The following is a 20,083-nucleotide window of genomic DNA, read 5'->3' on the forward strand; positions in this document are numbered from 1 at the left end:
TTTAAGAATAAAATCTTCATTTTATTTTACAATAATTTCAAACATCAACTGGTATAAATATTAATTTACTTTGCAAAACCGAAAATAAATTGGGATTTTTGACATAAAAAAATGTCATAGAGAAAAATTACAATACTTCAATAAATAATAAGATTTCCTATATGACTAATGATTTTACATTTGCTGTGTTATTTTTTAAAAACTTTCTTTTAATTATAATTACTCTTGGCTTTTATTATCCTTGGGCAAAAACAGAACTTATAAAATATTATACAAAAGTAACTTTTTTCAATAATTCTAATTTTAAATTCAGTGGTAACCCTAGAGAAATATTTAAGAGTTATATTATTATTGTTCTATTTTTTATCCCTTATACCTTTCTAATTACTTCTATAACCTCTAAAAACAGTTTATTCCAAATTATCACATTATCAGCGTTTTACTTAACATCCCTGATCCTTATCCCCTTAATCATCCATGGATTTGTACAGTGCAGAACCAGTAATACACATTGGAAAGGTGTATATTTTAAATATTTGGGTGATAAATTCGAATTCTTATGGAAATATTTAACAGGAATCATTTTAACAATCTTTACTCTAGAAATCTATTCGTCATGGTTTCAAGTCGATTTACAAAAATACATTATTAGTCATTTACGTTTTGGCAATCTTTCTTTTAATTTTACAAGAAAAGGAGATACTTTATTTTTAATTAACTTAAAATTTCTTCTTCTATTTCCAATCACTTTAGGTATTTATACTTTTTGGTATTTTAAAAATTTATTGGAGTTTTATATTGACTCAATAGAAGTTACACAAGACGGTAAACAAACATCTCTTAAAATAACTCTTCAAATTGGTGATGTATTTCAATTAATGACAACTAATTTTTTACTAATTATTCTAACGTTAGGAATAGCTACACCATGGGTAATCGTTAGAACTTACACTTTTATATTTAACTTTTTAGAAATTGCTCCTGACTTAAATGTAAATGCAATTCAACAAACAAACTATAATAACAATACTAATCAAGGTTTTTTAGATCTGGATTTAGTTTAATAGATAACTAATTAATAAAATAATGCACAAAAATATAGTTATAACAGGTACAAGTAGAGGTATTGGTTATGAATTAGCTAAGAAATTTGCTGATGCCGGTAATCAAGTATTAGCTCTATCAAGAAATACAACTCCTTTAGACCAATTAAACCATAAAAATATTGTCTCTATTTCTGTAGACTTAGCCAAAGAGGAAGCCATTAAAAAAGCTGTTGATTATATTAATAATAACTGGAAAAGAGTAGACATCTTAATCAATAATGCCGGAAAACTAGTTAATAAGCCTTTTTCTGAATTAACTACATCCGATTTTGAAGAAGTATATAAAGTCAACGTATTTGCTGTAGCTGAATTAACAAGGCAACTACTTCCGTTTATGCCTAAAAATAGTCATGTTATTACTGTAAGTAGTATGGGAGGTATTCAAGGTAGTATGAAATTTCCCGGATTAGCAGCCTATAGTTCAGCCAAAGGAGCAGTAATAACACTTTCAGAATTATTAGCTGAAGAATATAAAGAGCTGCAAATTGCTTTTAATGTTTTAGCTTTGGGGGCTGTACAAACTGAAATGTTACAAGAGGCTTTCCCTGGATATGTTGCTCCTATATCAGCCGTAGAAATGGCTAATTATATTTTTAATTTCGCTTTAACAGGCAATACATATTTTAACGGTAAAGTTTTACAAGTTTCAAGTTCAACTCCATAAACTAACTTTTTTGCCTTTACAAAAATATATACCACACAAAGCTATACCTTTAATTGAATATTTAATTAAAGAACATCAGGTTACACTTAAAATTGTAGCTCAACGACAAACGAAACACGGTGATTTCAGAAAACTTCCTAATGGAAAAATGCAAATAAGTGTAAATAACAATTTAAACTCGTACCAGTTTCTCTTAACCTTAGTACATGAAATTGCTCATCATGTTACTTATCAAAAATTTGGAAGAGTGCAACCTCATGGAAAAGAATGGAAAACCGTATTTCAACATTTAATGCTTCCTTTTTTACAACCGGATATTTATCCGTTAGCCATGTTACCTTATCTAGCGAATTACTTAAAAAATCCTAAAGCAAGTACTGATACTGATGTAAAATTATCATTAGCTTTGCGTAATGGTATGGCAGAAACGGGAAAGAGTTTTATCTTTGAACTTCCTAATGGAAGTATTTTTAAGTTTAAAGATATACTTTATAAAAAAGGAAGTAAAAGAAGAACACGTTATGAATGCTTAAACTTAAATAATAAACGTGTATACCTTTTTAATCAAAATGCCGAAGTACTTCTAATAGAATAGCTAAACAGACAATAGTATGAAAAGTAATTATTATGCAGTCATTATGGCTGGTGGGGTTGGATCAAGATTTTGGCCTGTAAGCACTGAAGAATATCCTAAACAGTTTCATGATATGTTAGGGACTGGTGAGTCTTTAATTCAAAAAACATTTAACAGAATTAATCAATTAATTCCCTCTGAAAACATTTTAATTGCTACTAATAAGAGTTATGAAAGTTTAGTATTAGAACAACTTCCTAAAATTAATAAAAGCCAAGTTTTACTAGAGCCTGCTATGAGAAATACAGCTCCATGTATTTTATATGCTGCTTTAAAAATTCATAAAGAAAATCCTGATGCTGTCATGCTTGTTGCTTCTTCAGATCATTGGATAGAAGATGAAAATGAGTTTTTAAATAATATCAAAACATCATTCGATTCTTGTGAAAAAGAAGATATACTGATGACATTGGGTATTCAACCTGATTCTCCTAATACAGGATATGGATATATTCAATTTGAAAATGAATTTTCGACCATTAAAAAAGTTAAAAATTTTACAGAAAAACCTGATCTTAAAAAAGCAAAAGAATTTTTAGCTAGTGGTGACTATTTGTGGAATGCAGGAATTTTTGTTTGGTCTGGTAAAAGTATATTAAATGCTTTCAAACAATTTCTTCCAACTATGTTTACCACGTTAAATAATGAAACTGTTTATAATACGGATTCTGAAAAAGATTTCATTGAAAGCAATTACAGCTCATGTGAAAATATATCTATCGATTTTGGTATTATGGAACATGCTAAAAATGTATTTGTATTACCTGTAAATTTTGGGTGGAATGACCTAGGCACCTGGGGTTCCCTATACAACAAACTTCCTAAAGACTCGAATGAAAATGCCATTGTTGGAGCTCAAACTATTTTTAGAGAATCAAATGGTAACATGATTAGAACTCAACAAGGAAAAAAAGTTATTATTCAAGGACTATCAGATTTTATAATTGTGGAAAAAGATGATATCTTATTAATTTGTCCTAAAGAAAACGAACAAGATATAAAACAAATAGCTTCACAGGTTAAAGAAACTTTTGGAGAATAAAAATCGTAAAAAAACCGGAGCAAAAGCTTCGGTTTTTTATTTATAAAATTTCTTGAGAACTGTATCGAAAAAGGTGTAATAATACTCTGTCATATAACTACCTCTTTTTTCTCCCAATACTTTTTCTTTTTTATCGATAAGTATTACCATAGGAAAAGAGTTTTTATATTTTTTTGCCAATTTTTTATTATTAATATTAGCTTCTTTAGTTACCAAATCTTTATTTCTTGGAAAATCTGCTAAATATAAAATAAGATTTTCATTAGCATATTCTGTAAATTTTTGCGTGTGAAATAACTCTTTATCAAGCTTAATACAAGGTCCACACCAATCTGATCCTGAAAAATAAATTAAAACGGGTTTATTTTCTTCTTTAGCTTTTTGTATCGCTTGTTCATATGACGGCTCCCAATTAACTTGAATATCTTCTGTATTTACAATCATTTCCTGTGAGTAAGAAACCTGAATTATGAGAAGAAATAAAAAGAAAACACTTATTTTTTTCATTTAAAAAACTTTACTCACTAAAATAACAAAAACAGTACCAAAAGTATGTAACTAACAACCTTGATTTTGAACATAATTTAATATTCTTTTATCAAATTGCTCTTTATGGGTTAAAAACTTACTTTCAATAGGTAAGTAAAATAAATTGTCTAACCTACCTTCAAGTCTAACATAATCTTTCTCTGTAGTAACAATCATTTTTTCATTTGTTTCTAATACCCCTAATTCCTTTTGTATTATTTTAATATCGCTCTCTGTAAAATGATGATGATCCGGATAAGACAAATGTTTATACGTTATTTTTTGTGTACTTAAAAACTCTAATAACGATTTAGGTGAAGCTATTCCGGTAACAACAAGAAGTTCTTTTTCTTTTAAATCTTGTAATTTAATTTGTTGTTCTTTCCCTATTAAATACTCGCTATAGTTAATACACGAAAAAAACAATTGTTGATTTTTTATTAATGGTATTTTATTTCTCACCTTTTCTTGTTCTTTTTCAGATAAATTTTCCGGGCATTTAGTAACCACAATAATATCTGCTCTTTTAGCTCCGCTTCTACTCTCTCTCAAATTTCCGGTAGGCAAAACAAAATCATCAACAAATAAATCGTTATACTTAGTAAGTAAAATATAAAAACCTGCTTTTACTTTTCTATGCTGAAATGCATCATCTAATAAAATAACTTCCGGTCTCTTTTTAGTTACCAATAATTGTTTTATTCCATTGGTTCTATCTGCATCAACAGCAACAAGTATATCTTTAAATTTTTTATAAAATTGCATGGGCTCATCTCCAACCTCTTCAACTATATGTTGTTTACCTATTAACAAAAAGCCTTTGGTTTTTCGCTTATATCCTCTACTTAGAGTAGCTACTCGTTTATTTTTTAAAAGACGTATTAAATATTCTATTTGTGGAGTTTTACCCGTTCCTCCTACACTTAGATTTCCTACAGCTATAATTGGCAACTCAAAAGAAGTTTGTTTAAAAATGCCAGTATCAAAAAATAAATTTCTAATCGCAGTAATTGCGTTATAAAGAATGCTAATAGGAAAAAGTAAAAAACGTATTATTTTCATTACAACGAAAGTAATTAAAAATCTTAACTTTGATTCTTAATAAATCAGGTAAAGTTTATCATGCAAATAAAAGATATTACTAATTATATTGAGCAATTAGCTCCGCTTTCTTATGCTGAAGATTTTGACAATGTTGGCTTATTAATTGGTAACTATACCACTAAAGTTACCGGAGTTTTAGTTACCCTAGATACTCTTGAAAAAACAGTTGATGAAGCCATTGCTAAAAATTGTAATTTAATTGTTAGCTTTCATCCTATTATTTTTAGTGGTTTAAAAAAAATTAACGGCAATAACTATGTAGAAAGAGTTGTTTTAAAAGCGATTCAAAATAACATAGCTATTTATGCTACTCATACTGCATTAGATAACGTACATAATGGAGTATCTGCTAAAATGTGTGAAGTGTTAGGCTTACAAAACATAAAAACGTTAATTCCTAAAAAAGGAGTTATAAAAAAATTAACCACCTACATACCTGTTAAAGAGGCAAACAATTTAAGGGCTAAATTATTTGAAGTCGGTGCAGGGAATATTGGCAACTACGACAATTGTTCTTTCTCTTATAACGGAGAAGGAAGCTACAGAGGCAATGAAAATTCAAACCCAACCATAGGAAAGAAAGGTGAACTTATCTTTGAACCGGAAACCTGCATTACTGTAATTTTTGAAAGTTATTTAGAAGCTACAATTTTAAACACTTTATTCTCTAATCATCCATACGAAGAAGTAGCCTATGAAGTTATTACTTTAAACAATAAAAATCAGCATGTGGGCTTGGGAATGATTGGCGAATTTACTGATGAGTTAGATGAAAACACTTTTCTACAATTAATAAAAACAATGTTTAAAACAGGCTGTGTTCGTCATTCAGCATTATTAAATAAATCTATTAAAAAAGTAGCTGTTTTAGGAGGTTCCGGAAGTTTTGCTATTAACAACGCAATAAAAGCAAAAGCTGATGCTTACATTAGTGCTGACTTTAAATATCATGACTTTTTTAAAGCTGAAAATGCAATTTTGCTAGCAGATATAGGTCATTATGAAAGTGAGCAATTTACAAAAAATCTTTTGGTTGATTATCTTAACAAAAAATTTAGTACTTTTGCAATTATTTTAAGCGAAGAAAGTACAAATCCAATATACTATATATAAAAGATGGCAAAAAAAGAAGTAACGGTAGAAGAGAAATTAAGAGCGTTATATGATTTACAGCTAATAGATTCTAGAATTGATGAAATTAGAAACGTTCGAGGTGAATTACCTTTAGAAGTTGAAGATTTAGAAGATGAAGTTGCCGGATTAAATACCAGACTTTCTAATTTAGCTAATGATTTAGTAAACTTAGAAAACGATATTAATAGTAAAAAACAAGCTATTACTGAAGCAAAAGCTCTTATTGCTAAATACGAAGAACAACAAAAGAATGTTCGTAACAACCGTGAATTTGATTCTTTAACAAAAGAAGTTGAATACCAAGAGTTAGAAATTCAATTATCTGAAAAAAGAATTAAAGAATACAAAGCTAAGATAGCTCAGAAGAATGAAGTAATTTCAAACACAAAAGCTAAGTTAGCTCAACAAGAAAATCATTTAGCACATAAAAAAGGTGAGCTTGATGCTATTTTAAAAGAAACAGAAAAGGAAGAGCAATTATTAAACCAAAAGTCTCAAGAATTTTCTGAATCTATTGATGATCATTTACTAAACGCGTATAACAGAATCCGTAACAAAGTAAAAAACGGATTAGCTGTTGTTTCTATTGAGCGCGGTGCTGCTGGTGGATCATTCTTTACAATTCCTCCACAAGTTCAATTAGAAATTGCAAACCGTAAAAAAATTACAATTGATGAGCACAGTGGTCGTATTTTAGTTGATGCTGCTCTTGCTGCTGAAGAACGTGAAAAAATTAACAGTTTATTTTCATAGACCGTATTATAAACAATATAAAAAAAGCTCAATCGTTATGATTGAGCTTTTTTTATTATCTTATTTTCTTAATCTTCTTTAAAAAGTTGTTCTTTATAAGCTGCCTTTTTAACTTCAGCTCGTCTTAACACAGAAGGTTTTACATATTGCTTTCTTTCCCTTAACTGTTGTAGCATTTTTACGTCTTTGAATTTACGCTTATAACGCTTTAAGGCTCTATCAATATTTTCACCTTCCTTCACTATAATTTTTAACATACCCTATATAATTTATTTAATTATTATTCAACTTCTTATATTCAACCCCTATAAAAACTAATTAAATGATCTTAAAAATCCTTATAGCATGAATTATTAACTCTACTGAGTTAAATAATTCTATTTAAAAAAGAAAAAACTTTACAAAATGTAAAACTTTGAAGATTTTAGTAAAAATCTAAAAGAAAAGTATTAAAACCCGAGGAGATTCCTCCTTTAAAGACAGAATACAAATTGACGGCTAAAGTATAACTTATTTAATTAAAAGCCAAAAAAGTGAGGATAAATAAAAAACTCAACCATCTTGGTTGAGTTTTTTTACTTTATATAGCTTCACCTAAATCTTTTAGTTTAGATGTATTTTCTGCAAGCATTAATTCATCTATAATCCTCTGAATATCACCGTTTACAATATTCTGTAAATCATATAGAGTTAATCCGATACGGTGATCTGTTACACGCCCTTGCGGATAGTTATAGGTTCTAATTTTAGCAGATCTATCACCCGAAGTAACCATTGATCCTCTCTTAGCAGCATCTTCAGCCTGTTTTTTGGCTAACTCCATATCATATAAACGAGAACGTAAAACTCTAAACGCTTTTTCTTTATTCTTATGTTGCGATTTCTGATCCTGACATTGCGCTACCAATCCGGTAGGAATGTGTGTTAAACGAACTGCCGAATACGTTGTGTTAACCGATTGCCCACCCGGACCTGATGAACAGAAGTAATCAATACGAACATCTTTAGGATTAATCTCTACATCAAATTCTTCTGCTTCAGGAAACACCATGCAGGTAGCTGCTGATGTATGTACACGTCCTTGTGTTTCAGTCTGCGGAACACGCTGTACACGATGTACTCCCGCTTCAAACTTTAAAGTTCCATATACATCCTCTCCTGTTACTTCAAACTGAATTTCTTTAAATCCACCGTTAGTTCCTTCACTATAATCTACAATAGATACATTCCATCCTTTATTTTCACAGTATTTAGAATACATTCTAAACAAATCTCCTGCAAAAATACTGGCTTCATCTCCTCCTGTACCTGCACGTAGTTCAACTACAGCATTCTTAGCATCTTCAGGATCTTTAGGTATTAATAAAAACTTAATTTCATCTTCTAAAGCAGGAATTTGCTCTTTTGCTCCTTCCATTTCCATTTTGGCCATTTCAACCATTTCAGCATCACTTCCGTCAGCAATTATTTCTTTAGCCTCTTCTATATTAGCTAGAAGGCTTTCATATTCTTTAGCCCTTTTAACTATTTTTCCTAAATCTTTATATTCTTTATTTAACTGTACATAACGCTTTTGATCTGAAATAACATCCGGTTGAATGATTAAATCAGACACTTCATCGAAACGTTGTTTAACTATCTGTAATTTATCTAGCATTGCATCAATTCTTGGTGTGCGAATTTACAATTTTTCTTTAAATTTGAGTAATTCACAACTAACTAATAACAAACTTCTTATGAGATTTCTATTTCTATTTTTCTTGGCAACAGCATTCTTTTCATGTAATTCAAAACCTAAAACCACAAAACCATCTTTTATAATTGGTTCTTGGGAAAGATTAAATAATGAGCCTAATCATTTAACTTATGAAAAGTGGCATTCTGATTTTAAAGGAGTAGGATACACTTTAAAAGATAAAGACACTACTTTTAAAGAAATATTGGCCATTGAAAATATAAACGATACTTTATTTTTAAAAGTTACCGGAGTTAATGAGCAACCTACCTTATTCCGATTCTCCTCTCAAACAGATACTTCATTTACTTGTGAAAATAAACAAAATGAATTTCCTAAAAAAATAACATACTGGAAGCATAAAGAAAAACTACATGCTCAGGTTTCTAATGAAGATTTTAAAATCGATTTTGTATTTAAAAGACTTAAGTAATTAGGTCTTTTTTTATTTGAGTAAAAACATTTAGACATATTTTAACATATAGTTTTACCAATATTAATAGTAATACTATTATTTTTGCGTTAAATATTTTTAAAAAATGAAAAACTTACTTTCTAATATTAAAATTTTCACTCCTGAGGGCACGTATATTAAAGACCCTGAGTCTTCTGCTTTGGGTAAAAAAATTGTAGAAAACAGTATTCTTTTAATTGAAGAAATTGGTTTTGAAAATTTTAATTTTAAAAAATTAGGACAAAAAATAAGTTCTAATGAAAGTTCTATTTACCGTTATTTTGAAAGTAAACACAAATTATTAATTTATTTAACTTCTTGGTATTGGGGATGGATAGAATATCAATTAGTAATGGAAACTTTTAGTATTAATAACACAAAAGAAAAATTAATCAAAGCCATTGAAATTGTTACAAGAACAACCAAACAAGACAATAATTATGGACACATTAACGAGGTTTTATTAAACAAAATTGTAATTAATGAAAACTCAAAGTCATACTTAACCAAAGATGTTGATATAGAAAATAAAGTAGGTTTTTTTATGGCTTATAAAAGAGTAGTAAAAAGACTGGCAGAAATTATATCGAATTATGACAGTCACTACCAACATCCTTTAAGTTTAGCAGGCACTATTACTGAAAGTGCTCTACACCAACATTTTATGAAAGTACATTTTCCCTCTATAACCAACTGTAATAATACCATTACACCAACCGATTTTTTAATTGATTTAACTCTTAACACATTAACTAATGACAAATAATATTCTTACTCCCTGGAAACGTTTTTTAGGACTGGTAAAATTAGAGAGAAAAGACATATTACAAATTGCCTATTTTGCCATTTTTGAAGGAGTTGTTGCTTTATCGCTTCCTCTAGGTATTCAGGCTATTATAAATCTTTTACAAGGCGCACAAGTTTCTGCCTCTTGGACTATTTTAATCATATTGGTTACTTGTGGAGTTGCCTTTTCAGGAATTTTAAAGCTGATGCAAATGCGAATTATTGAAACTATTCAACAACGCATTTTTACAAGAGCTTCTATTGAGTTAAGTTATCGTTTTCCTAAAATAAAAATGATTGAGTTACGCAATTATTACTTACCAGAACTTGCGAATCGTTTTTTTGATACATTAACTATTCAGAAAGGATTATCAAAAATATTAATTGATGTTCCTTCAGCCTTCCTGCAAATTCTTTTTGCTTTAATGCTGTTATCTTTTTACCATCCTTTCTTTATCTTTTTTGGCCTATCATTAATTCTTTTGATTTATGTAGTTTTTAAATATACGGCTCAAAAAGGATTAGATACTAGTTTAATAGAGTCAAAACATAAATATAAAGTGGCACACTGGTTACAGGAAATTGCCAGAACTGTAATAAGTTTCAAGCTATCCGGAAGAACAAATTTAGCTCTTAAAAAATGTGATAGCTATGTATATGATTATTTAAATGCCAGAGAAATGCACTTTAAAATCTTAGCACTTCAATACAAAAAAATGATTGGTTTTAAAGTATTAGTTACTTTTGGACTATTATTCATGGGAGGGTTTTTAGTGTTAAACCAAAAAATGAATATCGGACAATTTGTTGCCTCAGAAATTATTATCCTTCTGATAATTAACTCTGTTGAAAAGCTAATTGTAGGGTTAGAATCTTTTTATGACGTGTTAACCTCTATAGAAAAGTTAGGGCAAGTTATAGACAAACCTCTTGAACCACAAGAGGGTGAAATTATTACCGATGATAAAATTTCTATAGAACTTCAGAATGTTAGTTATGAAGTAAATGATTTAAATAATCCTATTGTAAAAAACATTTCTTTAACAATTAAACCTAAAGATAGAATACTTATTGAAGGTGAAAGTGGAAGTGGTAAATCTAGTTTATTAAAATTAATCTCAGGTATCAACCTACCTACATCTGGTCATATTTTTGTAAATAACCTATCCATCAACAGTTTACAAATAAATGATTATAGAGGACAACTAGGCTTATCCTTATCAGGTGAAACTCCTTTTAAAGGTACCATTAGAGAAAATATAACTTTTGGTAATACCAGTATTACAGACGATGAGATTTATAAAGTATTGGATTGTGTAGGATTAACAGATTTTATAAAAGTACAACCTAAAGGACTTAATACAATTTTAAAACCTGAGGGAAAACAAATTGCCTATACCGTTTCTAAAAAAATTGTATTAGCTAGAGCAATAGCTAAAAGACCTAAGGTATTAATCCTTGAAGATCCGTTAGATCAATTTAAAAAAGTAGAAGCTCAAGGAATTATTGAGTTTTTAACAGATCCTTCTCAACCTTGGAGTTTACTTGTTGTTAGTAACAATACTATTTGGAAAGGAAAATGCAATAAAAATATTGTGTTAGAAAAAGGAGGAATTAAAAATTTAAAGTAATAGGTTATGTTAAACATATCTAACAATAAAATTTCAAAATATATAAATATTACTTCTTTAAAATCTGGAAGTGAAATATTTACTAAACAATACCATAAAAAGTTTAAGCAATTTTTGCTCTTTTTTACCATTTTTTTATTCATTATTTTGTTTTTGCCTTGGACTCAAAACATAACCAGTAAAGGAAATGTAACAACTTTAAAACCTAGTCAAAGACCACAAACTTTACAATCACAAATTCCGGGGCGAATTGAAGAGTGGTTTGTACAAGAAGGTGATTTTGTAAAAAGAGGTGATACTATTCTTAGGATTTCAGAAATTAAAAGTGAATATTTTGATGATAAATTAGCTGAAAGAACCGGTAACCAGCTTAACGCTAAATCTTCTTCGGTAGCTGCCTATAAAAACAAGATTATAGCATTACAAAATCAAATTTCTGCCTTACAACAAGAAAGAAAGTTAAAACTGGAGCAAGCTAAAAACAAGTTAATGCAAGCTCATTTAAAAGTTAAAAGCGATAGTATTGACTTAGAAGCCATTAAAACGAAAGCTAATATTGCTAAAATACAGTATGAACGTACCATTGCTCTACAACAAGAAGGTTTAAAAGCAGTAAAAGACGTTGAAGAAAAACGTACAAAATTACAAGAGGCAGATGCTAAGTTAATCTCTCAGCACAATAAATTGTTAACTTCTAAAAATGAAATTATAAATGCTGATTTAGCTATTTCAACCCTCAATGCAAGTTATGCTGATAAACTATCTAAAGCTCAAAGTAGTTTATTTACCGCACAATCTGATGCTTATGAAGGAGAAACTCAGGTTTCAAAGCTTGAGACCAGTTTGGCTAATTATAAAAAGCGAAGCAGCCTATTGTATGTAACAGCTCCACAAGACGGTTACATTAATAAGGCTATTAAATCTGGTTTAGGTGAAACCTTTAAAGAAGGTGAACAATTGGTAAGTATTATGCCTGCTAATTATGAATTAGCGGTTGAAATGTATGTAAGACCCATCGATTTACCTCTAATTCATATTGGAGAAAAAGTAAGAGTACAATTTGACGGATGGCCTGCAATTGTTTTTAGTGGTTGGCCAAATGTTTCTTATGGTACGTATGGAGCCAAAGTTATTGCTATTGAAAACTTTATCAGTAACAATGGTATGTATAGAGTGTTAATCTCTCCAGACGACAATACAGAACCTTGGCCTAAGGCTATACGAATTGGTTCCGGAGCTCAAACAATTGCCCTGTTAGAAAATGTACCTATCTGGTATGAATTATGGAGACAAATAAATAGCTTCCCTCCTAATTTCTATCAACCGGAAAATAAGACCGATTCTAAGTCTGAAAAAAAATAATAACAAGGTATTGAACACACAATCTTATGTGTAAAACTCAAATGCAAAAAACAATGAAAAGATTTTTATTTTTTCTATACTTTATAACTTCTACCGCTTTTTCTCAAGAAAGTACTAACATACTTACTCTTGAAGAGTATTTGGGGTATGTAAAAAAATTCCACCCTATTTTAAAACAAGCTCAGCTAGTTTCATCTAGTGGTGAAATCAAACTATTAAAAGCAAGAGGCGCCTTTGATCCTAAAATAGAAGTTGATTATAGTCGAAAGAACTTTAAAGATACCGAATACTATAATAAGCTAAACACAACTTTTAAAATACCAACTTGGTACGGAATTGAGTTTAAAGCTAATTATGAAAGTAATGACGGGTATTATTTAAACCCCGAGCTCAAAACACCTAAGGAAGGATTATATAGTGCCGGCGTATCATTATCTTTAGCTAAAGGGTTGCTTACTAACCAAAGAATGGCTTCTTTAAAACAAGCAAAACTATATAACGATCAGTCTATTGAGAAACAAAAGTTACTTGTAAATGATATTTTATTTGAAGCCATAAATACCTATTTTAAATGGTTAAAAAACTATCAAACACAAATTGTTTATACCGATTACCTAACGAATGCCAAAGTACGGTTAGAGAACGTTAAAAAAAGTTTTTTGTCAGGTGATAAACCTGCGGTTGATACCTTAGAAGCTAGTATTAACTATAAGAACAGGTTGTTAGACTTAGAAAAATCTAAGATTACTTATATAAAATCAAAACTTGAAACAGCTAACTTTTTGTGGTTAAATGATAATATTCCATTAGAATTAACAAATACTGTAATTCCGGATATCAATACCGTTCAAATAATAGATACTGTACTAACTAATTCTATTGAAAACACATTAAATTTTAATGTTGAGGAACATCCTAAAATGAAGTATTTACAATTAGAAAAAGAAAGTCTTTTAGTTGAAAAAAGACTCAAGTTAAACAACCTTTTACCTAAGGTAGATTTACAGTACAACTTTTTATCATCTAACTACAAAAGTATTAACTCATTTAATACTTCAAACTATAAAGGGGCTTTAAATATTAGTTTACCTTTATTTTTAAGAAAAGAGCGTGCTGATTTAAAATTAGCGAAACTAAAGATTAAAGAAATTGATTTTGACATTTCTGCCACCAAAACACAAATTGAAAATAAAGTTAAAGGAACTGTACAGCAAATAGATTCTTATAAAGAACAAAACAGGATTTTAGAAAATTTAGTTAATGACTATAAGCAACTTGTAAAAAGTGAAGAACGTAAATTTTATTTAGGAGAAGGTTCTTTATTCTTAATTAATTATAGAGAAGTTAAGTTAATTGAAAATCAATTAAAATTTATAGATACGCAATTTAACTATTTTGTTTCTAAATCTGAACTTATCAAAGTACTTAACAGATATACTTTATAAAATTAAAAAGACCTTGAATTCTCATCCAAGGCCTTTTCGTCTAACCAAACTTAGTATAAAAACTAACTACTACTATTTTTAATATTTTACTTCTTTCTCTTTTATTTAAAAAGCTCTCCTTTCAGGGATTGTTGTCTACATAAGGGAAATCTTACTCAGAGAAGCTCTTTATATGTTTATAAAAAATTATAAACAAAACTTAGGGAAAAACAAACTATAAACTAACTATATTTCTATTTATTGTATTCTCAATGAACTTTTGTAATCTAAAAACATCCTTTTTGTTTTTGTTTACACTAATAAGACACGTCAATTTTTAAAAGGTCACTCCCCACAAAAAAAAATCTCAAAAATTTTCTTTTTGAGATTCTTCTAGTATAAATATTTTCTTAATACAACTCTATGCTTGGGTATTGATTTATCGTAATTCTCCACCAACAACTCCAGTATTTCCGGGGGGTTCTTCCCTATTTCCTTTTTAGAAGTATATTTAGAAACATAAAGATTATAACTTTCTATTTCTTCGGAAATATTTTTTTCAAAAATTAGAAAATGTTGTTCATTTAATTCTGTAAAACATATTTCTTTACCTAAAAAAGCTTCTGAATTATCTTTAAAAAAATCAGAAAACTCATAATATCTAAAAACATTTTCCATGTTACACTATTTCAGCGGAAAGGCCTAAATCTAATAATCTTGAACATTTAGGTTCCAATTCATTAAACTCACCTGTTTTAACTGCACATTTTCCTTTATAATGCACTAAAATTGTACATTGTTCTGCTTGTTCTGGTGTATGTTCACAAACACTAATTAAACTATCAATAACAAAATCAAATGTGTTTACATCATCATTATACAATATTATTTCATGTTTGCTAGTTTCTTCTGTTAGAATATCTAACTCTTCTTGAATTTTTTCAATTGTACTCATTCTGCTTTTATTTTTGATAACGCAATGCTATCCATTTATTTCTTTCAATTGTTCTATGTAGAGACAATCCATACTTTGAAACTTCTTCGTCTAATATAGGAATATCTTCTTTATAAAAACCACTCAACAGTAAAACTCCCTTCTCACGAAGACAACTTGTATAAACTTTCATATCGTTCAACAATATATTTCTGTTGATGTTTGCGATAATAACATCGTATTCTTTTCCTTCTAACAATGATGCGTCTCCTTCATACACCTCAATATGGTTACAGTTATTTCTTTGCACATTTTCAATAGAATTTTCGTAACACCATGCGTCAATATCAATAGCATCAATAGGTTGTGCGCCTTTCATCTCTGCAAAAATTGCCAAAATTCCAGTTCCGCATCCCATATCTAGCACTTTTTTACCTTTTACATCTAAATCTAATAAGTGTTGAATCATCATATGAGTCGTTTCATGATGTCCGGTTCCGAAACTCATTTTAGGTTCAATAACAATATCATACTCTAAATTAGGGTTCTCATGAAATGGTGCTCTAACACTTACTCTATCATCAACCTGTATTGGGTTAAAGTTTTTTTCCCATTCTTCATTCCAATTCGTTTGCTCAACTTCATTTTGAGTGTATTGAATAGTAAACTCCGGTGAGCTTAAAATAAATACGTCTTCTAAAATATCTGCTCTCCAATCTTCTTTTTGAATATAAGCCGTTACGCCTTCTTCATTTTCTACAAAACTCTCAAATCCTTCTGCTCCTAACTCTGCTATTAAGATTTCTGTTCCCGGTTCTTTAGGGCTTATTGTAAAATTGTATTCTATGTAAATATTATCCATTAAATTGCGTCAATTATTGCTAAAAAATCTGCTGATTTTAATGAGGCTCCTCCTATTAATCCTCCATCAACATCTTGCTTTGAAAAAATTTCTTTGGCATTGTCCGGTTTTACACTTCCTCCGTATAAAATAGACACCTCTTCAGCCATTTCTTTAGTATATTCTTTTACTAATACTTCTCTTATAAAAGCATGCATTTCTTGCGCTTGTTCCGGTGTTGCGGTTTCTCCTGTTCCAATTGCCCAAACCGGTTCATAAGCTAATATGATATTGGTAAAGTTTTCTTTTAATAAATGAAACAAACTTTCTTTAAGTTGGGTTTCAACTACGTCAAAATGTTTACCTCCTTTTCTGTCTTCTAATTGTTCTCCAAAACAAAAAATTATTTCTAAGTTATTAGCTAAAGCTGCATCTACTTTTTGAGCTAACATTTGATTGGTTTCCCCAAAAAAACTTCTTCTTTCCGAATGCCCTAAAATAACTGTTTTTACGCCTAGGTCAGTTAACATATTTGCTGAAACCTCTCCTGTAAAAGCTCCGTTTTTAGCTTCATGCATATTTTGAGCTGCCACCTCAATAACTGATTTTTTAGTTTTTTTTACAGCTGAGTTAAGGTTTACAAAACTTGGAGCAATAATTACTCTTTTGCCTTTTACTTTTTCCTTTTTTAGTCCTTTTTTTATTTCCTTAATAAGTTCTTTGGCCTCGGTAAGATTTTTATTCATTTTCCAGTTACCGGCTACGATATTTTTTCTCACTGTACTAATTTTTATAAATAGTTATTGAAGTTTAGTTACATTTATTCAGCAAAAATACATCATTTTTTTAAGGTAGTATCTAAAACGTTTTCTTGTAATGTAATTGCATTAAAAACAAGTATCTGTCTGTTCTCTCCAATTACCAAATATCTTGGAATCCAATCTAACTGTAAAAAATTACCAAAATCACCATCCCAACCCGATTTTAAAAAATATTGTTCTCCTGATAGTTTATACGTTTTTAACGCATTTTTCCATTCGTTAAATGATCTATCAATAGAAATATGTACAAAAACCACTCCTGTATCTGAAGCATATTTTTCATATATTTTTTGATTTTCCGGTAAACTCTTAATACAATCTTTACACCATGAAGCCCATATATTCAATACTATTTTTTTATTAGGATATGCATCTAATAATTCTTGAAACGAAATCTCATGAGCATTAACCATAGTTAATCTTTCTTTTAAAGCTTTTTCAGAAAAAACAGTTTCCTCTTTTTTTGCACAACTGCTCAAAAGAATAAAAATAAATAGTACAGTAATTTTTTTCATAAATGTTTTATATTTTTTTTCCTACTTCAACCACTTTCGCTGTTTTATACACTTTTATATTTCCTTGTTTATCAATTAATAAAAACCTAGGAATTGTTTTTAGTTTTAAAAACTTACCTAATTCTCCTTTTCCTTTTTTAGGGATGTAAAAATGTTCGCCTTTTACCTCTAAGGACTCCAATGCTCTTTTCCAGTCGTGATAAGAGTGATCTACGGATAAAAAGACAAAATTTATTTCGGAATTACTTTGCTGAAGTTGTTTTACCTCTTTAAAACTTGCCTGACTAAAGGGGCAATAACTGGCATAAAGTTGAATAATCGTATTTTTACCTTTATGATTACTCACTATATCACTAAACAAAATAGAATCTCTATCAATAGTAACCAGCTTTTCTTGTAATGAGAGATTATTAAATTTTTTAGGTTGAAAAACCCCACAACTTACAAATAATAAAGAAATTACAACTAAGTACTTCATTTTAGATTAATTTAACCCTAGGATCTAACCAGCTATATAAAATATCAACTACTATATTAATTATAATAAACAGGGTAGCTATAACAAGTACACTTCCCATAATAACCGGTAAATCTAAAGTATTTAACGAGTTAACTATTTCTTTTCCTAATCCATTCCAGTTAAAAATATACTCTACAAATACAGCTCCGGCAAGCATTGAAGCAAACCACCCGGAAATAGCTGTTATTACCGGATTTAGTGAATTTTTCAACGCATGTTTCTTTATTACTTGATAAGTAGTTAAGCCTTTCGCTTTAGCTGTTCTTATATAATCTTGTCCAAAAGTTTCTAATAACGAGTTACGTGTTAATTGAACTACTACAGCTAAAGGTCTAATGCCTAAAACAAATGCAGGCAAGATTAAATTCTTCCATTGTTTATAAATACCTTCTCCAAAATCATCTACAACATATAAACTACCGGTCATTTCTAAGCCGGTTAAATTGTGTAGTACAAATCCAAACAACCATGCACACAAAATGGCAGAGAAAAAAGAAGGAATACTCATTCCTAAAGTGCTAAAAACGGCTATTATTTTATCCATAATCGTATCTTTATAAACAGCAGATATAATTCCTAACAAAATACCTATAACAATAGCTATGGTAATAGCACAAACTGCTAAAATAGCTGTATTGGGTAGTGTTTCTGAAATAACTTCAGAAACCTTTTTCCCATTCTTTTGATAGGACTCTCGTAAATAAGGAGTTTTTAAAACTATAGTCGTTTTTCTTAAACTTAATATTTTTAAATAATTGTATTTATTATCTGACAAATAAGTATAATTTTCTGAATTCTTACTGTGAAAGGAAAGTAACGAAAGATCATTTAAGTAATATAAGTACTGCGTTAAAACAGGTTGATCAAATCCATACTTTTTTCTAATATTTTGTAATTGCTCTGTATTTTCTCTTTGATCTAACATCATTCTTGCAGGATCACCCGGAAGGATATTAAAGAGCAAAAATATCACAGTAACAACCCCAAAGAGTGTTAAAAAGCCATAAAAAATCTTGTTTATAATATACTGGAACATTAGTAACAAAGATAAAAGAAACTGCTAAAAATGTTTACTTTTGCTTAACTTTTATAACAACTCATGACAACACAACAACTTGTATCTGAAATTAAAAAGAAAAAATCATTTTTATGCATTGGTTTAGACGTTGATTTAACTAAAATACCTACGTATTTACTTGAAGAGGACGATCCTATTTTTGCTTTTAACAAAGCTATTATTGATGCTACTCATCATTTATGTGTTGCTTATAAACCTAATACTGCATTTTATGAAGCCTATGGGTTAAAAGGTTGGCAGGCCTTAGAAAAGACCATTCAATATATTAACAAAAATCATCCAGAAATTTTTACCATTGCTGATGCTAAGCGTGGTGATATAGGTAATACTTCAACAATGTATGCCAAAGCTTTTTTTAACGATTTAGCATTTGACAGTGTTACAGTAGCCCCTTATATGGGAAAAGATTCTGTTGAGCCTTTTTTAGCTTTTGAAGATAAACATACTATTTTACTGGCTTTAACATCAAATCAAGGAGCTTTTGATTTTCAAACCAAACAAACAGATTCTGATGAACTGTATAAATTAGTTTTAAAAACCTCTAAAACATGGCATAACTCACACAATTTAATGTACGTAGTTGGTGCTACTAAAGCTGAGTTTTTATCGGACATCAGAACCATAATTCCTGATAGTTTTTTATTAGTTCCGGGTGTAGGAGCTCAAGGTGGTAGTTTACAAGAAGTTTGTAAATACGGAATGAATGATTCTATTGGTTTATTAGTGAATTCTGCCAGAGGTATAATTTATGCAAGCAATCAAAAAGATTTTGCAGAAGTTGCTTCTGAAAAAGCAAAAGAGCTACAAAACGAAATGGAACTTATATTAAAACAAAAAAGTCAAGGTTAATGACTCCTTGACTTGGTAATTAATTCAAACAATATACCAACGAGAACAAAGTAATGTAAGCTTCCCAAAAAACCGAACTGTTTAAAAATAGAAAGATTAATTTTAACTTTAAACAGAAAACGATGCGCAAGAGTAAATTTTCACCCTCACAGATTGCCAAGATTTTAA

The 20,083-nt window shown here is 29.4% G+C and carries 23 protein-coding genes; 12 read left to right on the plus strand and 11 right to left on the minus strand.

The genetic code is table 11. The annotated features are described in order from the left end of the window. Positions 1-161: 161 nt before the first annotated feature. From ACQY1Q_RS04640 to ACQY1Q_RS04655, 4 genes are read left to right on the plus strand one after another with little or no spacing between them, the layout of a single operon-like run. The gene (locus ACQY1Q_RS04640) at positions 162-1,064 is read left to right on the plus strand and encodes a DUF898 family protein (protein WP_431004118.1); all 903 of its coding nucleotides are present in this window, start codon (positions 162-164) and stop codon (positions 1,062-1,064) included. Positions 1,065-1,086: 22 nt separating this feature from the next. Next, a complete protein-coding gene (locus ACQY1Q_RS04645) occupies positions 1,087-1,770 on the plus strand; it encodes an SDR family NAD(P)-dependent oxidoreductase (protein ID WP_431004119.1) in 684 nt (227 codons plus the stop codon). Positions 1,771-1,780: 10 nt separating this feature from the next. After that, positions 1,781-2,365: a SprT-like domain-containing protein gene (locus ACQY1Q_RS04650; RefSeq protein WP_431004120.1), complete on the plus strand. Its 585-nt coding sequence runs from the start codon at positions 1,781-1,783 to the stop codon at positions 2,363-2,365. Positions 2,366-2,381: 16 nt separating this feature from the next. Further along, the gene (locus ACQY1Q_RS04655) at positions 2,382-3,446 is read left to right on the plus strand and encodes a mannose-1-phosphate guanylyltransferase (RefSeq protein WP_431004121.1); all 1,065 of its coding nucleotides are present in this window, start codon (positions 2,382-2,384) and stop codon (positions 3,444-3,446) included. 36 nt (positions 3,447-3,482) lie between these two features. Here the strand turns inward: ACQY1Q_RS04655 and ACQY1Q_RS04660 are convergent, their stop codons facing one another. Together ACQY1Q_RS04660 and lpxK are read right to left on the minus strand one after the other, a co-directional pair. Beyond that, positions 3,483-3,953: a thioredoxin family protein gene (locus ACQY1Q_RS04660; RefSeq protein WP_431004122.1), complete on the minus strand. Its 471-nt coding sequence runs from the start codon at positions 3,951-3,953 to the stop codon at positions 3,483-3,485. 51 nt (positions 3,954-4,004) lie between these two features. Next, positions 4,005-5,036 carry a tetraacyldisaccharide 4'-kinase gene (gene lpxK / locus ACQY1Q_RS04665; RefSeq protein ID WP_431004123.1) on the minus strand — a complete coding sequence of 344 codons (1,032 nt, stop codon included), beginning with the start codon at positions 5,034-5,036 and terminating at the stop codon, positions 4,005-4,007. Between the two features lie 60 nt (positions 5,037-5,096). Between lpxK and ACQY1Q_RS04670 the strand changes: the two genes are divergently transcribed. Further along, the gene (locus ACQY1Q_RS04670; RefSeq protein ID WP_431004124.1) at positions 5,097-6,191 is read left to right on the plus strand and encodes a Nif3-like dinuclear metal center hexameric protein; all 1,095 of its coding nucleotides are present in this window, start codon (positions 5,097-5,099) and stop codon (positions 6,189-6,191) included. Positions 6,192-6,194: 3 nt separating this feature from the next. Then, positions 6,195-6,965 (plus strand): zinc ribbon domain-containing protein, encoded by a 771-nt coding sequence (locus ACQY1Q_RS04675; RefSeq protein ID WP_431004125.1) that lies wholly within the window; start codon positions 6,195-6,197, stop codon positions 6,963-6,965. 68 nt (positions 6,966-7,033) lie between these two features. Here the strand turns inward: ACQY1Q_RS04675 and rpsU are convergent, their stop codons facing one another. Together rpsU and prfA are read right to left on the minus strand one after the other, a co-directional pair. Further along, positions 7,034-7,222: a 30S ribosomal protein S21 gene (rpsU, locus tag ACQY1Q_RS04680; RefSeq protein WP_431004126.1), complete on the minus strand. Its 189-nt coding sequence runs from the start codon at positions 7,220-7,222 to the stop codon at positions 7,034-7,036. A 323-nt stretch (positions 7,223-7,545) separates the two neighbouring features. Beyond that, a complete protein-coding gene (gene prfA, locus ACQY1Q_RS04685) occupies positions 7,546-8,622 on the minus strand; it encodes a peptide chain release factor 1 (protein ID WP_431004127.1) in 1,077 nt (358 codons plus the stop codon). Between the two features lie 79 nt (positions 8,623-8,701). Between prfA and ACQY1Q_RS04690 the strand changes: the two genes are divergently transcribed. The 5 genes from ACQY1Q_RS04690 (at position 8,702) to ACQY1Q_RS04710 (ending at position 14,378) form a co-directional block, all read left to right on the plus strand. Further along, positions 8,702-9,133, plus strand: coding sequence for a hypothetical protein (locus ACQY1Q_RS04690; RefSeq protein ID WP_431004128.1), 432 nt, complete (start codon positions 8,702-8,704; stop codon positions 9,131-9,133). A 106-nt stretch (positions 9,134-9,239) separates the two neighbouring features. Continuing rightward, the gene (locus ACQY1Q_RS04695; RefSeq protein WP_431004129.1) at positions 9,240-9,920 is read left to right on the plus strand and encodes a TetR/AcrR family transcriptional regulator; all 681 of its coding nucleotides are present in this window, start codon (positions 9,240-9,242) and stop codon (positions 9,918-9,920) included. Then, positions 9,910-11,571: a peptidase domain-containing ABC transporter gene (locus ACQY1Q_RS04700; protein WP_431004130.1), complete on the plus strand. Its 1,662-nt coding sequence runs from the start codon at positions 9,910-9,912 to the stop codon at positions 11,569-11,571. The genes ACQY1Q_RS04695 and ACQY1Q_RS04700 overlap by 11 nt, the downstream gene beginning before the upstream one ends. Positions 11,572-11,577: 6 nt before the next feature. Beyond that, complete coding sequence (locus ACQY1Q_RS04705) at positions 11,578-12,933, plus strand: HlyD family secretion protein (protein ID WP_431004131.1); 1,356 nt, start codon at positions 11,578-11,580, stop codon at positions 12,931-12,933. Positions 12,934-12,986: 53 nt separating this feature from the next. Beyond that, entirely contained in the window at positions 12,987-14,378 is a 1,392-nt protein-coding gene (locus ACQY1Q_RS04710; RefSeq protein ID WP_431004132.1) for a TolC family protein, read from the plus strand. Positions 14,379-14,750: 372 nt separating this feature from the next. Here the strand turns inward: ACQY1Q_RS04710 and ACQY1Q_RS04715 are convergent, their stop codons facing one another. Genes ACQY1Q_RS04715 through ACQY1Q_RS04745 form a run of 7 tightly spaced genes read right to left on the minus strand, consistent with a single transcriptional unit; the run spans position 14,751 to position 19,024 of the window. Next, positions 14,751-15,035 (minus strand): hypothetical protein, encoded by a 285-nt coding sequence (locus ACQY1Q_RS04715; protein WP_431004133.1) that lies wholly within the window; start codon positions 15,033-15,035, stop codon positions 14,751-14,753. A gap of 1 nt (position 15,036) precedes the next feature. Then, positions 15,037-15,312: an ATP-dependent Clp protease adaptor ClpS gene (locus ACQY1Q_RS04720; RefSeq protein WP_431004134.1), complete on the minus strand. Its 276-nt coding sequence runs from the start codon at positions 15,310-15,312 to the stop codon at positions 15,037-15,039. A gap of 7 nt (positions 15,313-15,319) precedes the next feature. Next, a complete protein-coding gene (prmA, locus tag ACQY1Q_RS04725; RefSeq protein WP_431004135.1) occupies positions 15,320-16,153 on the minus strand; it encodes a 50S ribosomal protein L11 methyltransferase in 834 nt (277 codons plus the stop codon). Further along, the gene (tpiA, locus tag ACQY1Q_RS04730; RefSeq protein ID WP_431004136.1) at positions 16,153-16,911 is read right to left on the minus strand and encodes a triose-phosphate isomerase; all 759 of its coding nucleotides are present in this window, start codon (positions 16,909-16,911) and stop codon (positions 16,153-16,155) included. Before tpiA ends, prmA begins: the two co-directional genes overlap by 1 nt. A gap of 59 nt (positions 16,912-16,970) precedes the next feature. After that, positions 16,971-17,468 carry a TlpA family protein disulfide reductase gene (locus ACQY1Q_RS04735; protein WP_431004137.1) on the minus strand — a complete coding sequence of 166 codons (498 nt, stop codon included), beginning with the start codon at positions 17,466-17,468 and terminating at the stop codon, positions 16,971-16,973. A 7-nt stretch (positions 17,469-17,475) separates the two neighbouring features. Next, positions 17,476-17,946, minus strand: a complete 471-nt coding sequence (locus tag ACQY1Q_RS04740) for a TlpA family protein disulfide reductase (RefSeq protein ID WP_431004138.1) — start codon at positions 17,944-17,946, stop codon at positions 17,476-17,478. Position 17,947: 1 nt separating this feature from the next. After that, positions 17,948-19,024 (minus strand): ABC transporter permease, encoded by a 1,077-nt coding sequence (locus ACQY1Q_RS04745; RefSeq protein WP_431004139.1) that lies wholly within the window; start codon positions 19,022-19,024, stop codon positions 17,948-17,950. A 63-nt stretch (positions 19,025-19,087) separates the two neighbouring features. On the opposite strand from ACQY1Q_RS04745, the gene pyrF reads away from it, so the two are divergent. Beyond that, a complete protein-coding gene (gene pyrF, locus ACQY1Q_RS04750) occupies positions 19,088-19,915 on the plus strand; it encodes an orotidine-5'-phosphate decarboxylase (RefSeq protein WP_431004140.1) in 828 nt (275 codons plus the stop codon). Positions 19,916-20,083 lie beyond the last annotated feature (168 nt).

Source organism: Tenacibaculum sp. TC6, assembly GCF_050606265.1.
Lineage (GTDB): Bacteria > Bacteroidota > Bacteroidia > Flavobacteriales > Flavobacteriaceae > Polaribacter.